The 14,959-nt window shown below is 39.6% G+C and carries 9 protein-coding genes; all 9 read left to right on the top strand.

Annotation, left to right across the window (positions count from 1 at the left end):
- The first annotated feature begins 255 nt into the window (after positions 1–255).
- The 9 genes from hutU to hutH (H0173_RS13745) all read left to right on the top strand — a co-directional run bounded on the left by hutU (position 256) and on the right by hutH (H0173_RS13745) (position 14,906).
- Entirely contained in the window at positions 256–1,974 is a 1,719-nt protein-coding gene (gene hutU / locus H0173_RS13785; RefSeq protein ID WP_221847096.1) for a urocanate hydratase, read from the top strand.
- Positions 1,975–2,085: 111 nt separating this feature from the next.
- Positions 2,086–3,333: an imidazolonepropionase gene (hutI, locus tag H0173_RS13780; protein ID WP_313770645.1), complete on the top strand. Its 1,248-nt coding sequence runs from the start codon at positions 2,086–2,088 to the stop codon at positions 3,331–3,333.
- Between the two features lie 35 nt (positions 3,334–3,368).
- The gene (locus tag H0173_RS13775; protein WP_221847094.1) at positions 3,369–4,535 is read left to right on the top strand and encodes a M20/M25/M40 family metallo-hydrolase; all 1,167 of its coding nucleotides are present in this window, start codon (positions 3,369–3,371) and stop codon (positions 4,533–4,535) included.
- 259 nt (positions 4,536–4,794) lie between these two features.
- Entirely contained in the window at positions 4,795–6,240 is a 1,446-nt protein-coding gene (locus H0173_RS13770; RefSeq protein ID WP_221847201.1) for an amino acid permease, read from the top strand.
- 187 nt (positions 6,241–6,427) lie between these two features.
- On the top strand, positions 6,428–7,948 hold the full coding sequence (hutH, locus tag H0173_RS13765; protein ID WP_221847093.1) for a histidine ammonia-lyase: 1,521 nt from the start codon (positions 6,428–6,430) through the stop codon (positions 7,946–7,948).
- 133 nt (positions 7,949–8,081) lie between these two features.
- The gene (locus H0173_RS13760) at positions 8,082–9,260 is read left to right on the top strand and encodes an amidohydrolase (RefSeq protein WP_221847092.1); all 1,179 of its coding nucleotides are present in this window, start codon (positions 8,082–8,084) and stop codon (positions 9,258–9,260) included.
- A gap of 57 nt (positions 9,261–9,317) precedes the next feature.
- Positions 9,318–10,514 carry a hypothetical protein gene (locus H0173_RS13755; protein WP_221847091.1) on the top strand — a complete coding sequence of 399 codons (1,197 nt, stop codon included), beginning with the start codon at positions 9,318–9,320 and terminating at the stop codon, positions 10,512–10,514.
- A 420-nt stretch (positions 10,515–10,934) separates the two neighbouring features.
- A complete protein-coding gene (locus tag H0173_RS13750) occupies positions 10,935–13,124 on the top strand; it encodes a DNA topoisomerase III (protein WP_221847090.1) in 2,190 nt (729 codons plus the stop codon).
- A 288-nt stretch (positions 13,125–13,412) separates the two neighbouring features.
- Entirely contained in the window at positions 13,413–14,906 is a 1,494-nt protein-coding gene (hutH, locus tag H0173_RS13745) for a histidine ammonia-lyase (RefSeq protein WP_221847089.1), read from the top strand.
- Positions 14,907–14,959: the final 53 nt, after the last annotated feature.

Raw genomic sequence — 14,959 nt, 5'->3', positions numbered from 1 at the left:
CTAGCTGAAATCGCTTACAGTTGTTTTGATTGTATTTTCGGAATTATCCGTAAAATAATGCAAAATTCATCTGCGATTTTTCAGGGCCAAATCTCATATTTAAAAAAATTATTCGGTTATAACATATAAAAATAAATAAACATTTCCACTGTTATCAAATGATTTTAGAAAATTTTATATTCTCAGATTAAGTTGGCACAGTAATTGCATTATAGATAAATAGAATTGATTTTATTAATATAGGGGGAAATAAACATGTCAAAACCAGAAATCTTATATTCAGTTAAAGCACAAAGAGGCCCAGAACTTCGCTGTAAAGGGTGGAGACAAGAGGGAATCCTTCGTATGTTAGAAAACAATATGGAAAATGCTGAGAAACCTGAAGAGCTAGTAATCTACGGCGGGATCGGGAAAGCTGCTCGTAACTGGGAATCTTACCATGCGATTGTTCAATCTTTAAAAGAATTAGAGGATGACGAAACTCTAGTTGTTCAATCTGGTATGCCAGTAGCTGTATTCAAAACTCATAAGTATGCGCCAACTGTAGTAATGGCAACAACAAACATTATGAAAGCTGATTGGCCAACTTTCTATGATTTACAAGATAAAAACTTAACGATGTATGCAAACTATACGGCTGCTCCTTGGGAATATATCGGTACACAAGGAGTTATCCAAGGTACATTTGAAACTTTATCAGCGATTGCTCGCCTTCATTATAATGATTCTCTTGTTGGGAAAATCCTTTTAACAGCTGGTGCTGGCGGAATGGGCGGTAATCAGACAAGAGCGATGACAATGCACGGCGGAGTTTGTATTCTAGCAGACTCTAACATTGAAATTATTAACCGCCGTATTGAAAAAGGATTTATTGATTGTGTAGCTAAAGACTTAGATGAAGCGATCTCTATGGCGAAGCAAGCTGCAGCAGAAGGCAAGCCGCTTGGAGTAGCAGTTGTTGGAAATGCTGCAGATATCTTTGAAGCCGTTCTAGAGTCAGGCTGGCTGCCAGACATTTCTACATCCATGACACCAGGTCATGATCCAATTTCTTACTTGCCAGCTGGTTACACAGTTGAAGAAGCAGAAAAACTTCGGGATACAGATCGTTCACTTTACCTAGAAAAAGCTCGTGAAACAATGGTCCGTGAATTGAAAGCTTTAATCAAGTTTATGGATTTAGGCGTTCATTCATTTGAATACGGAACAAGTCACCGTAAAGAGTGTATTGATGCTGGATTTGATGAGAAGGAAGCAAAACGTCTTCCAGGTTTCGTAGCTGAATACTTACGTCCACTATTCTGTGAAGGCCGTGGACCTTTCCGTTGGGTATGTCTATCAGGAGAAGCGGATGACCTGCGCAAAATTGATGAAATGATTCTAGAGGAGTTCGCTGATGACTATCTAGTAACTCGCTGGATCAAGCTTGCAATGAAGCATATCCCAATCGAAGCACTTCCTGCACGTATCTGCTATATGGGCTTCGGTCAGCGTAAGAAATTTGCTCTAAAAGTAAATGACATGATCCGCAAAGGTGAACTTGCAGGTCCAGTTGCATTCTCTCGTGACAACTTAGACTCTGGTTCAATCGTGAACCCAACATTCGAATCTGAAAACATGAAAGACGGCGGAGACTTAATCTCTGACTGGCCGGTATTGAACGGTCTATTGAACGCAGTTGGAATGTGTGATCTGATCGCACTTCAAGCGAACTACTCAATGGGTGAAGCTGTTCATACTGGAGTAACTCAGATTGCTGATGGAACTGATGAAGCGGATATGAGACTAGATGTAGCAATGACCGTTGACTCTGGTATTGGGGTAATCCGCCATGCTCAAGCCGGTTACGATATTGCTCGTGATGTTGCGAATGGTAAAGGTAAGTTAACGGAAGAAAGCATTAAGGTTCCATTATGGTGGTCACCAAAGGCAACATTTGGACCGAAGGATTTAGAAGAAAAAGTAGAAGCATAATTTAATTTTCTAATAGATCGGGTGACTTAAGGGAGAAAAAGCCTTTGAGTCACCTCCATTCTTTTAACGGCCATGTTACAGCTTGTTTTACAGAAGGGGAGGTTTTGCAAAGTGTCTGAAACGAAAGTCAAGACAAAGGTAGATTTAGTGATCAAAAATGCTTCAGAGGTTCTTACGTGTATCGGAGACAATATGGAGGATATTGGTGTATTGACGGATGCGTGGGTCGCTATCAAAGATGACAAAATTGTCGGTGTTGGATCCGAAGCAGAAGTGACGGGGAATTTTGACATAGAACAATCGGCTGTCATAGATGCAGCTGGTAAGGTAGTTGCTCCAGGTTTTGTTGATTCACACACTCATTTAGTTTTTTACGGCACACGTGTTGAAGAATATGCAGCTAAATTAACTGGAAAACCTGAAAAATTACAGCAGTTAAAGATGACAACAGGACCGAGCAGAACCGTTGAGCTGACACGTAATGAACCAGAAGAGGAATTATTCCAGCAATCAAAAAAGCGTGTAATGACAATGCTCCAGCACGGGATTACAACAATTGAAAGCAAAAGTGGATATGGACTGACTACTGATAGTGAGATAAAAATTCTGGAAGTTGGCAGAAGGCTGGATAATGAAACTCCGCTTGATGTAGTAAATACTTTCCTAGGGGCTCACGGTTTTCCGGAGAACTTAACGAAGGCTGAATATCTGGATGTCATTATTAATGACATGATCCCTAAAGTGGGAGAGCGCGGATTAGCAGAGTTTTGTGATGTTTGGTGTGATGATGGCTATTTCACGGCAGAGGAATCAAAATTAATTCTAGAGGCTGGCTTAGAGTATGGGATGAAGCCGAAAATCCATGCGGATGCTTATTCTTATATCGGCGGTTCAGATCTAGCAGCCCAAATGAAAATGGTATCGATTGATCATTTAAATTATACGCCTGAAGATGTCATGGTGAAGCTTGCTGAAGCAAAAGTGACAGGTGTTTTAATGCCGGCATTGGACTTTGCAGTTGGCCATAAGCAGCCATTTGATGCCCGGAAAATGCTCGATTTAGGTATGAAAATCGCTCTTGCGACAGATCTTTGTCCAGCGTGTTACACAGAGTCTATGCAGTTTGTCATTAATTTGGCATGCCGTTTATATAAATTCTCTGTGGAAGAGGCAATTAAAGCAGCATCTTATGGAGGAGCGAAGGCACTCGATTTAGATGACCGCGGTGTTATTCAAGAAGGGAAATTAGCAGACTTGCAAATTTGGGATGTCCCTACGTATAAGCATATCGCTTACGAGCTTGGAACAAATGTAGTTGAAACGGTCATAAAAAAGGGAAAAGTTGTCGTAAACCGCTAGTTTCATAGATTAATTGACTTTGGGAGGGTTCAAATATGACTACGCAACATACATCTAATGCTGCAGAATGTGTAAATGGGGAGCGCCTGCAGGAGTTATTTTTAGAATTAGCAAAGATAAATGGACCAAGTACAAAAGAGCAGCTTGTAGCTGATTATTTAATTAAGGCATTGCCAGAGCTTGGTTTTACATTAGAGTTTGATGAAGCGCACAAAAATTTCAATGGTGAAGTTGGAAATTTAATTGCTTGGCATGAAGGCACAGATCCATCTATCCCGCCGCTATTCTTCTCGACACATATGGATACAGTATTGCCAACCGAGGGGTTAAAGCCAGTAATTAAAGATGGTGTGATTCATACTGACGGCACAACGATTTTAGGTGCAGACGATCGCGCGGCTTTAGCGGCTTATTTAGAAGCATTAAGAGCAATTATTGAAGGCGGAATTCCACATGGCCCAATCGAGTTCATCCTGACAGTAAATGAACAGCCTGGATTAGTTGGTGCCAGATACATGGACTACTCAAAAGCCAAAAGTAAAACTGGCTATATTTTCGACAGCAGCGGTGACGTAGGACAAATTATTCTAAAAGGTCCATACAGCTCACGGATTTGGATGGAAGTAGAAGGAAATGCAGCCCATATCGCTTTAAATGCAGAAGAAGGAAATAGTGCATTCCTAATCGCTGCGGAAGGCCTAACTAACATGAAGCTTGGCGCAATTGATGAAGAGACACTTGCCAACATTGGAATTATTAAAGGAGGGGAACTGACTTCTATCATTCCAGGCAGTGTAACGGTTGCAGGAGAGGTTCGTAGTTTTTCAAAAGAAAAACTCGACAAGCAGTTAGAGCATATGGCAGAAACTATGAAACTAGCTGCTGAGAAAAAAGGCGGAAACGTAAATGTGAAAATTGAGAAAAAATACAGTGGATTTAATATCCCAACTCAAGATATCCTAGTAAAAAATGCAGAAGAGGCGGCAAAAAATATTGGAGTAAAGCCATGGATAACAGAAACACTTGGCGGAGCGGATACAAATGTTCTAAATGAAAACGGATTAACATGTTTAACACTCGGCTTAGGCTTCCAAAATATTCATTCCTTTAGAGAGTGTATTAGTATCGAAAACTTAGTTAATACAGGCAGACTTACTGCTGCTCTTATTGAGCAATGGTATGTAAATCATAAAAACGCTTAATAAAAATTAACATAAAAAATACAGCTGTTACCCTAGTAAAAAGGAATTAAAACATCCAACGTGATTCTAATGAGAGCCATTGTGTTTGTCATAGTCGTTACTTAAGAATATACAACGATTCTTAATATTTTTTGTGTACTAACCGAATTACATATTTGCGGTTAACTCACTTATTAACGACAGGAAGTTATTTGCATCTTAAGTAACGATTAAAGGGGTGTTAGTATTGGGAATACCACAGCAGGAAATACCACCAAAAATGGAGCAAAACGAGTCATCACCTAACTTGCAGCAAAAATTAAAAGCACGCCATATTTCTATGATTGCATTAGGTGGGACAATTGGAACTGGAATTTTCCTTGGAAGCGGCCCTGCCATTCATACAGCAGGACCGGGTGGAGTTTTGCTCGCTTATGGAATCATTGGTATCATGGTATTTTTTATCATGACAAGTCTTGGGGAACTGGCTTCGTTTATGCCGACAAGCGGATCGATCAGTACGTATGCAACACGTTTTATCGATCCGGCCCTCGGATTTGCATTTGGTTGGAACTATTGGTTCGCTTGGGCGATGACGCTAGCTGCGGAACTATCGGCTTCTGCACTGATTATGAAATACTGGTTTCCTGATAGTTCATCATTATTGTGGAGCAGTTTGTTTTTAGGATTACTTTTTTTCTTAAATGTTTTATCTGTTAAAGGTTTTGGTGAAGGGGAGTATTGGTTTTCGTTTATTAAAGTAGCAACTATTATTATCTTTATTGCTGTTGGGATATTGATGATTTTTGGAATCATGAATGGAGAGCCAACCGGTTTTAAAAACTTTACCATCGGTGAAGCACCGTTTGTAGGAGGGGCCCTCGGTACTTTTAGCATTTTTCTAGTTGCAGGATTCTCCTTCTCAGGAACAGAGTCCATTGGTGTTGCAGCCGGAGAAAGTGAAAATCCTACAAAAACAATTCCTCGTGCCATTCGAAGCGTTTTTTGGCGAATTCTATTATTTTACGTACTAGCGTTATTAGTGATAGCGTTTCTCGTTCCTTACACAAACGAAAGTCTACAAAGTGATGCGGTCATTAACAGCCCGTTTACGATCATATTTGAAAAAGCAGGGCTTGCTATTGCAGCTTCCATTATGAATGCAGTTATATTAACGTCTGTATTGTCCGCTGGTAATGGATGCTTATATGTGACAAGCCGAATTATGTATGCTATGGCTAAAGACGGACAAGCTCCACGTTTTTTCGCTAAAGTGAATAAACGAGGCGTTCCTGTTCTTGCCCTTCTCGCGACAACTTTGATCGGAATGCTAGCTTTTTTAGCTTCCATTTTCGGCGACGGAAAGGTTTATATCTGGTTAATGAATTCAGTCGGAGTCACTACATTTATTTTTTGGATCGGAATTGCTGTAAGCCATTATCGATTCCGAAAAGCATATGTAAAACAAGGCTTTTCGCTTGAAGATCTTCCTTATCGCGCAAAATGGTATCCTTTCGGTCCAATATTTGCCGTTATCGTTTGTAGTGTTATCTTAGTCGGACAAAACTATCAAGGATTTATTAGTGGCCATATCGATTGGATAAACGTCCTTGCCGCCTATCTTGGAATCCCAGTGTTTCTTTTATTATGGTTTGGCTTTAAATTTATCAAGAAAACGAAAGTGATTCCGTTAGAAGAATGTAAGGTTGAGATGAAGGAAGATTGAAAACCTAATTACCATGACAGCAGCTCAGATTGAACACTAGTGTATAGATCAATAAATTTCATAAATAGAATATAATTATTCCAATTTGGAATTCTATTATTTATTTTAGCGTAATGGCAGTATTAGTTTTATAATAACCTTCAGAGTCTGAATTTTTATTATATTCAAATAGAGGAGTGTGCAACTTATGAGTAACAGTGGAGTAGCAGGATTAGATTTAGTCGAATTAGATGGTGTGACATTAGATAGACATAAGGTTCAAAAGGTTGTGAACGGTACTGCTAAAGTATCGATCCCAGAAGAAAACCGCATTAGAGTGCGTGAAAGCAGAAACCGAATTGAAAAACAGATAAACGATGGAAAGATTCTATATGGAGTAAATACAGGATTTGGTAAATTAAGTGATATCGAAATCGAAAAAGACGATATTGCAAAGCTACAGTTAAATTTATTAAGAGCAGATGCTGTTGGTGTAGGTGATCCTCTTCCAACTCCAATTGTAAGAGCCATGATGACACTGCGTGCAAATGCACTCGCTCGCGGTTTTTCAGGAATTAGAGAAGAAACTCTTCAATTGCTTGTAGATATGATTAATGAAGGAGTACATCCAGTTGTACCAAGCAAAGGCTCTGTTGGAGCAAGCGGAGATTTAGCTCCACTAGCTCATATTGCGATCGTATTGGTCGGTGAGGGAAAAGCAGAATACAAAGGTGAAATTCTTTCCGGAGGGGAAGCTTTAAAAAGAGCTGGATTGGAAGCGGTTTCCTTACAGGCGAAGGAAGGCCTTGCTTTAATTAATGGTACACAATGTATGTCCGGGGTAGGTGTCGTAGCTCTGAATGAAGCTGAAAGAGTTGGTTTGGCGGCGGATATGGCAGCATGCTTAACAATGGAGGCTCTACATGGAGTTATCTCTGCTTTTGACAGTGATTTATTAGCAGTTCGTCCACATCCTGAGCTGGAATTTGTTGCTTCACGGATGAGAAAATGGCTAGAAGGGAGCCAGCGCATTACTCGTCAGGGAGAAATCCGTATTCAGGATGCATACTCCATTCGTTGTATTCCACAGGTTCACGGTGCTTCTTGGCAAGCATTTAATTATGTGGATGAGCGATTAAGCGTTGAAATGAACTCTACTACTGATAATCCAATCGTATTAGAAAACGGAGAAGTAATTTCTGGAGGGCATTTCCATGGCCAGCCAATTGCTCTTTCAATGGATTTCTTAAAAGTAGCAGCTGCTGAATGGGCAAATATTTCTGAACGCAGAACAGAAAGACTAGTAAACCCGCAATTAAGTGGTTTATCTCCATTTTTAGCACCAGATCCTGGTCTTGAATGTGGGTTAATGGTGGCTCAATATGTAGCAGCATCACTTGTTTCTGAAAATAAAGTTCTTGCACATCCTTCAAGTGTGGATTCTATTCCAACTTCTGCGAACCAGGAAGACCACGTAAGTATGGGTACGAGCGGATCTCGTCAGGCTAGAGAGATTGTTCATAATGCTGCTAGAGTTATCGCAATTGAAATGATTTGTGCGTCACAGGCTATTTACCTTGAAAAGGCTGAAAATCAGTTAGCTCCTGCAACGAGAGCATTTCTAGAAAAAGTTAGAGCAATTTGCCCGCCACTAGAAAGTGATCGTGCTATTTCAGATCAAATGGAAGAGTTAGCTCAGTTTATTTTAAAAGAAGATGTATTAAAGTAGAAAGTGTTAAGAAGTTGTTCATTAGTCTTAAAAAAGAAAAAATGAACAACTTCTTTTTACTATAAATGTAAAATTAGGAGTTAACTACCTAAAAAATACAGAATATTCTATGTTTTTAAAAAGGAGTGAAAGTATGACTGAAACAAAGGATTTAAATGAATTAGTAGAAGCTAGTGTTCAGCAAGTCGTTGAATGGAGAAGACAATTTCATGAGCATCCTGAATTATCATATCAAGAGGAGAAAACATCTCAATTTGTTTATGAAACTCTTCTTTCTTATGGAGGATTAGAAGTAACACGTCCAACTAGAACTAGTGTTGTCGCTCGTTTAATTGGAGAACGCCCAGGGAAGGTATTGGCGATGCGTGCTGATATGGATGCACTGCCGATTCATGAAGAGAGCGGCTTGTCTTTCTCTTCGAAAAATCCTGGAATCATGCATGCTTGCGGGCATGATGGGCATACCGCGATGCTTCTTGGGGCCGCAAAAATTCTTGTACAATTCCGAGATCAGATCGATGGTGAAATCAGATTCATTTTTCAGCATGCTGAAGAATTATTTCCAGGCGGAGCAAAGGAAATGGTGGAAGCTGGCGTGATGGATGGAGTAGATGAAATCATTGGGCTTCATTTATTTTCAATGTTTCCAACTGGCAAAATTCATATAGGATATGGTCCATATACAGCCAATTCTGATGTGTTTGATATTGAAGTGATCGGAAAAGGCGGTCATTCCTCGCAGCCGCATGTAACGATTGACCCAATTGCGATCGGCGCACAAATCGTTAATAATATACAGCACATTATGGCTAGGAATATCGATCCATTAGAACAAGCTGTTGTTTCGGTGACAGAATTTCATGGTGGAACAGCTAAAAATATTATCCCAGATACGATCAAAATCGGTGGGAGTGTAAGAAGCTTTTCTAAGGATGTTCGAGAGAAGATTGCGAAGCAACTAGAACAAATCGTAAAAGGTGTGACGGAAGCTCATCAAGCATCTTATAAATATGATTTTGTTTATGGCTACACTTCTGTAAATAATGATCAGATAGTTACAAATAAAGTTGAAGGATTGGTTTTACAAGAATTTGGGCCAGAGTATATTTTGCAATTGCCGCCATTTATGGGTGGGGAAGATTTTTCAGCATTTCTGGAAAAGGTTCCAGGCTGTTTTATTGGAATCGGTGCTGCTGATCCAAATAATGATGTTAGTTTCCCGCACCATCATCCGAAATTTGATATTGACGAAAGAGCACTTGGGATTGGTCTTAAGCTGTTAGTTCATGCTCCGTTTCATCTTCTGAAGTAAGTAAAGCTAGCAATATATTTATATTCTTAAATTTCAAAATAAAATGGGGGCAAAAATATGATCCATGAACCAGTCATTGCTGCAGTCATCATCTTAGCTTTAATCGCTGTCGGAGAAATTGTTTCAATTATCACTAGAGCCAGAGTTCCTATGCTGTTTGTAGCTTTTATCGGGTATCTCATCCTAGTATGGATTGGAGTAATGCCAAAGAATTTAATTGATGATTCAAAGTTCTCCGCAGTTGGAATGGTGTTGGGAACGGCACCAATCCTCGTCCATATGGGAACAGTAATTCCTTTAAAAAGCATCAAAAGTCAATGGAGAGCGGTCGCAATCTCTTTATTGGGTATTCTCATTTCTGCCACATTAATTCTTTCTCTAGTTACTTGGATTTACGATTACCCTACTGCTGTTTCTGGAACGGGTCCATTAACAGGAGGAATTGTCGCTTTATTAGTCACATCTCAAGGACTTAAAGATCTTGGTTTTGTTTCTTTAGTGACAATTCCGGTATTGGTGCTCGCACTTCAATCTATGTTCGGTATCCCTCTAGCGATTAATTTACTGCGCCGATTTGCTCTAAAGCTTAGAGGTACTTTAGATAACGAAACTCTAGCTGCAGCAGCATTGGCTGATATGGTGAAGGAAGAAATCGTTGAAAACAATGAAAAAGCAGCAAAAGTCAAATATTTGATTCCTGAAAAATATCAGACAAATCTAGTCCTATTGTTCATGCTGTTTATCGGTGGAGCGATTGCAGTCGTTCTTGATAAATTTACTGGCATTCCATATAGCTTATGGGCTCTTGCCATTGGTATGGTTGGACGGTTAATTGGTTTCTACCCAGAGCGCGTGATGGAAAAAGCGAACGCTTTCACGGTAGGGATGGCGGGGATCATTTTCTTAATTATTACGATGTTAAACGACATTACCTTCGACATGTTTGTCAGCTATCTGCCTGAAGTTTTCCTAATTATAATTGTTGGGATGATTGGTATTATTCTTGGCGGGTATATTGGATCGAAAATATTTAAATGGGACCCTTTGAAAGGAATCCCCGTTGCCCTAACAGCGATGTTTGGTTTCCCAGGAGATTATATCGTTTGTGAGGAAGTTAGCCGAAGTGTCGGAAGAACAAAAGAAGAGCAAGAAAAGATCTTTAATGAAATCCTGACTCCGATGCTAGTAGGAGGCTTCACAACCGTTACAATCGGATCCGTTGTCATTGCTAGTATTTTAATAAAAACATTGTAAAGCTGTTTGTTTTCAATGGTTAAGAGCTGTTGTGTGATGGGACGTCCCCATGTGCAACAGCTCTTTTTGTGAATTCTTTTAATAGATACATATTATTTATAAGACCATTCTTCTGTAAAAAGAGCCGATGAAGGTAGTCATGAAGGCTCTATGAAATCCCTTTATCCCGTAAAATTTATTTGTGCATTCCCAAAATATAAAATACATTTTTTTCCTAATCTTAATAGACAAATAACATTAATAAAGTAATCAATATTCCAAGCCAAACGCCAAGTAAAATACAATCACTCACACTCCTTTCTTTTGTTAGTACATGCTATGGAGCGGACAAGCAGTTTATGTCATAAAGCGGCTATAGATTCTGCAGAACTGCAACGTATGTTATATTTATCTTACGGAATTAGAAAGGATGTTTGAAGAATGGCCAAAAGTGTTGTAATTGCTGAAAAGCCTTCTGTGGCACGTGATATCGCACGTGTTCTGAAGTGTAATAAAAAAGGAAATGGCTTCCTTGAAGGAGATAAATATATCGTTACTTGGGCATTGGGACATCTAGTCACACTTGCCGATCCAGAGAGCTATGATGTGAAATATAAAACATGGAATTTAGAGGATCTTCCCATGCTGCCTGATCGTTTGAAATTAACAGTCATTAAGCAGACAGGCAAACAGTTTCAAGCAGTAAAAGCTCAGCTGACAAGAAAAGATATTAATGAAATTATTATTGCGACAGATGCCGGAAGAGAAGGGGAGCTAGTCGCACGTTGGGTCATTGAAAAAGTGAAAGTGAATAAGCCGATTAAACGACTGTGGATATCTTCAGTTACAGATAAAGCGATTAAAGATGGCTTTGCGAAATTAAAACCAGGCAAGGCTTATGAAAATTTATATGCTTCAGCAGTTGCCAGGTCAGAAGCAGACTGGTACATCGGTCTTAATGCTACTCGTGCATTAACGACAAGATTTAATGCTCAGCTAAACTGTGGACGTGTGCAAACACCAACTGTTGCAATCATAGCTGAACGTGAAGAGGAAATTAAAAATTTTAAACCACAAACGTATTACGGCATTGAAGCTCAAACCACAAATGGATTAAAGCTGACTTGGCAGGATGGAAAAGGAAACAGCAGAAGCTTTGATAAAGAAAAAACCGACGGCATTGTGAAAAAATTGGGCAATAAAAATGCAGTTGTGACGGAAATTGAGAAAAAACCCAAAAAGTCATTTTCTCCGGGACTTTATGATTTAACAGAATTGCAGCGTGATGCCAATAAAATTTTTGGCTATTCTGCAAAAGAAACGTTAAACATTATGCAAAAGCTGTACGAACAGCATAAAGTGTTAACCTATCCAAGAACCGACTCACGTTACCTTTCTTCAGATATTGTTGGAACGATTCCAGAAAGGTTAAAAGCATGTGGAATTGGGGAGTACCGCGGATTAGCTAATAAAATATTGAGCAAGCCAATTAAAACATCGAAAGCCTTTGTGGATGACAGCAAGGTTTCTGATCACCATGCGATTATTCCAACAGAAGGATATGTGAATTTTTCATCCTTTACGGATAAAGAACGGAAAATTTATGATTTAGTTGTTAAACGATTCCTAGCCGTTTTATTCCCGGCTTTTGAATATGAGCAATTAACGCTACGGGCGAAAATCGGTGATGAGAATTTTGTGGCTAAAGGGAAGACGATTTTATCGACAGGCTGGAAGGAAGTATATGAAAATCGTTTTGAAGATGAAGATGCTGGGGACGATCTGAAGGAACAACTCCTGCCGCGAATAGAAAAAAACGAAACTTTAAATGTAAAATTAATTGTCCAAACAACAGGACAAACAAAGCCGCCTGCACGCTTCAATGAAGCCACTTTACTTTCTGCAATGGAAAATCCAGCGAAGTATATGGACACTCAGAATAAACAATTGGCAGAAACGTTAAAATCAACAGGTGGTTTAGGAACAGTAGCCACTCGTGCCGATATTATTGATAAGCTTTTCAACTCATTTTTAATCGAAAAGCGTGACAAGGATATTTATCTTACTTCTAAAGGCCGACAGCTGTTAGATTTAGTTCCCGAAGAGCTGAAATCACCTGCTTTAACAGCAGAGTGGGAGCAAAAGCTAGAGAAAATTGCCCAAGGCAAGCTGAAAAAAGAAGTGTTTATCAGTGAAATGAAAAACTATACGAAAGAAATAGTTTCGGAAATTAAGGGGAGTAATAAAAAATATAAGCATGACAATATCTCCACAAAATCTTGCCCAGACTGTGGAAAACCAATGCTTGAAGTGAACGGCAAAAAGGGCAAAATGCTCGTATGCCAAGACCGAGAATGCGGACATCGCAAAAATGTCTCACGTGTGACAAATGCCCGTTGCCCGCAATGCCATAAAAAACTAGAGCTGCGTGGCGAAGGAGAAGGTCAAATTTTCGTATGCAAATGTGGCCATCGTGAAAAATTATCGACATTCGAAGCGCGCCGCAAAAAAGAATCCAAAGGCAAAGTCGATAAACGTACCGTCCAAAAGTACTTGAAAAACCAAAGCAAAGAGGAAGAACCTATTAATAATGCCTTAGCAGAAGCGTTAAAGGGATTGAAGTTTGATTAGGGATGCGGGGACGGGTCCCTTGTCCCAGTCTAGAGACAGTAAACTCCTCTCTCTGTTCCTTTATCACGCTAATAATCTAATTTGTTAAAAAATGACATTTTTTCATTGACATCTCCATAACCCAAACCCTACAATTAATTATATTCGGAAAATTTTTATAGTGGGAATGATGACAATGATGCTCCATAGGGAATTAATGTCTGCATTATATAAAAAGGCTGTATTTCAAACTCTTGTTTGAAGTACAGCCTTTTCTTTATCTCACTAATGTACTGAGGAGGAAATGAAATGGTTATTTTAACAGGGAATACTTTAACGTTAGAGGAAATTAGAAAGGTTTTATTTGATAATGATCAGGTAGAGGCTTCAAAAGAAAGTATGGTCGCAGTTAAGGAAAGTCATGATGCTGTGAAAAGAATTGTTGAAGAAGAAAAAGTGATTTATGGAATTACTACTGGATTTGGCAAATTTAGCGATGTCCTTATTGATCAAAAGGATGTAAAGGACCTTCAGTTAAATCTTATTCGATCACATGCTTGCGGAGTTGGCGAACCGTTTCCAGAATCTGTCTCACGGGCTATGCTTCTATTAAGAGCCAATGCATTATTAAAAGGTTTCTCAGGTGCTAGACCTGTTGTAATCGAAAGATTGCTGGAACTTGTGAACAGAGAGATTCATCCCGTTATTCCTCAGCAAGGCTCATTAGGAGCAAGTGGGGACTTAGCGCCGCTTTCTCATTTGGCCCTAGTTTTGGTAGGAGAGGGAGAGGTTTTTTATAAAGGGGAGCGAAAACCGTCCCTTGAAGTTCTTAAAGAAGAAGGCTTAGAACCATTAACCCTAGAGGCAAAAGAAGGCTTGGCGCTAATAAATGGCACTCAGGCAATGACGGCAATGGGGGTTGTTGCGTATTTAGAAGCTGAAAAGATTGCTTATCAAAGTGAAATAATCGCAGCAGTTACGATGGAAGGGCTAAATGGGATTATTGATGCGTTTGATGAGAAAATCCATTTAGCTAGAGGCTACAAGCAGCAGGTTGAAACGGCTAAAAGAATTAGGGAGTACCTAACGGGTAGCGAGCTCATTACAAGACAAGGTGAGATCCGGGTTCAAGACGCCTACTCCATTCGCTGCATTCCACAGGTTCACGGGGCTTCATGGCAAGCTTTAGACTATGTAAAAGAGAAGCTTGAAATTGAAATGAATGCGGCTACAGATAACCCGTTAATTTTTGATCAAGGGGAGCATATTTTTTCTGGCGGAAACTTTCACGGACAGCCGATAGCTTTCGCGATGGATTTTATGAAAATAGCTGTAGCGGAGCTTGCTAATATTTCGGAACGCCGAATTGAAAGATTAGTTAATCCACAATTGAATGACCTGCCGCCTTTCTTAAGTCCGGAACCAGGGCTACAGTCTGGTGCGATGATTTTACAATACGCAGCAGCAGCATTAGTATCTGAAAATAAAACGTTAGCACATCCAGCGAGTGTAGACTCTATTCCGTCATCTGCTAATCAAGAAGATCATGTGAGCATGGGAACAATCGCTGCCAGACATGCATATCAAATTATTCAAAATGCAAACAATGTACTGGCGATAGAGCTAATTTGCGCACTACAAGCGGCAGAATTTAAAGGATATGAAAAAATGGGCGAAAAGACGAAGAAGTTTTATCTAGAAGCACGAAAGGTTGTGCCTTCTATTACGAGAGATCGTATTTTCGCCAAGGATACAGCAGCTTGTGCTTCTTGGCTTAAAGGATTTGAGGTTCATTCATTATAATTAAGCATATGAATGGCTGCTTTCTCTTTGTTGAGGGAAGCAGCCATTTTTAA

This window comes from Bacillus sp. S/N-304-OC-R1 (assembly GCF_019749375.1).
In the GTDB taxonomy this organism is placed as follows: Bacteria; Bacillota; Bacilli; order Bacillales; family Cytobacillaceae; genus Cytobacillus.
This window is presented reverse-complemented; position numbering and strand designations above follow the sequence as displayed.

Excerpts from the sequence above, each read along its gene's own strand:
- hutU (WP_221847096.1), top strand. The coding sequence starts at position 256 with ATGTCAAAACCAGAAATCTTATATTCAGTTAAAGCACAAAGAGGCCCA.
- H0173_RS13775 (WP_221847094.1), top strand. The coding sequence starts at position 3,369 with ATGACTACGCAACATACATCTAATGCTGCAGAATGTGTAAATGGGGAG.
- H0173_RS13770 (WP_221847201.1), top strand. The coding sequence starts at position 4,795 with ATGGAGCAAAACGAGTCATCACCTAACTTGCAGCAAAAATTAAAAGCA.
- hutH (WP_221847093.1), top strand. The coding sequence starts at position 6,428 with ATGAGTAACAGTGGAGTAGCAGGATTAGATTTAGTCGAATTAGATGGT.
- H0173_RS13760 (WP_221847092.1), top strand. The coding sequence starts at position 8,082 with ATGACTGAAACAAAGGATTTAAATGAATTAGTAGAAGCTAGTGTTCAG.
- H0173_RS13755 (WP_221847091.1), top strand. The coding sequence starts at position 9,318 with ATGATCCATGAACCAGTCATTGCTGCAGTCATCATCTTAGCTTTAATC.
- H0173_RS13750 (WP_221847090.1), top strand. The coding sequence starts at position 10,935 with ATGGCCAAAAGTGTTGTAATTGCTGAAAAGCCTTCTGTGGCACGTGAT.
- hutH (WP_221847089.1), top strand. The coding sequence starts at position 13,413 with ATGGTTATTTTAACAGGGAATACTTTAACGTTAGAGGAAATTAGAAAG.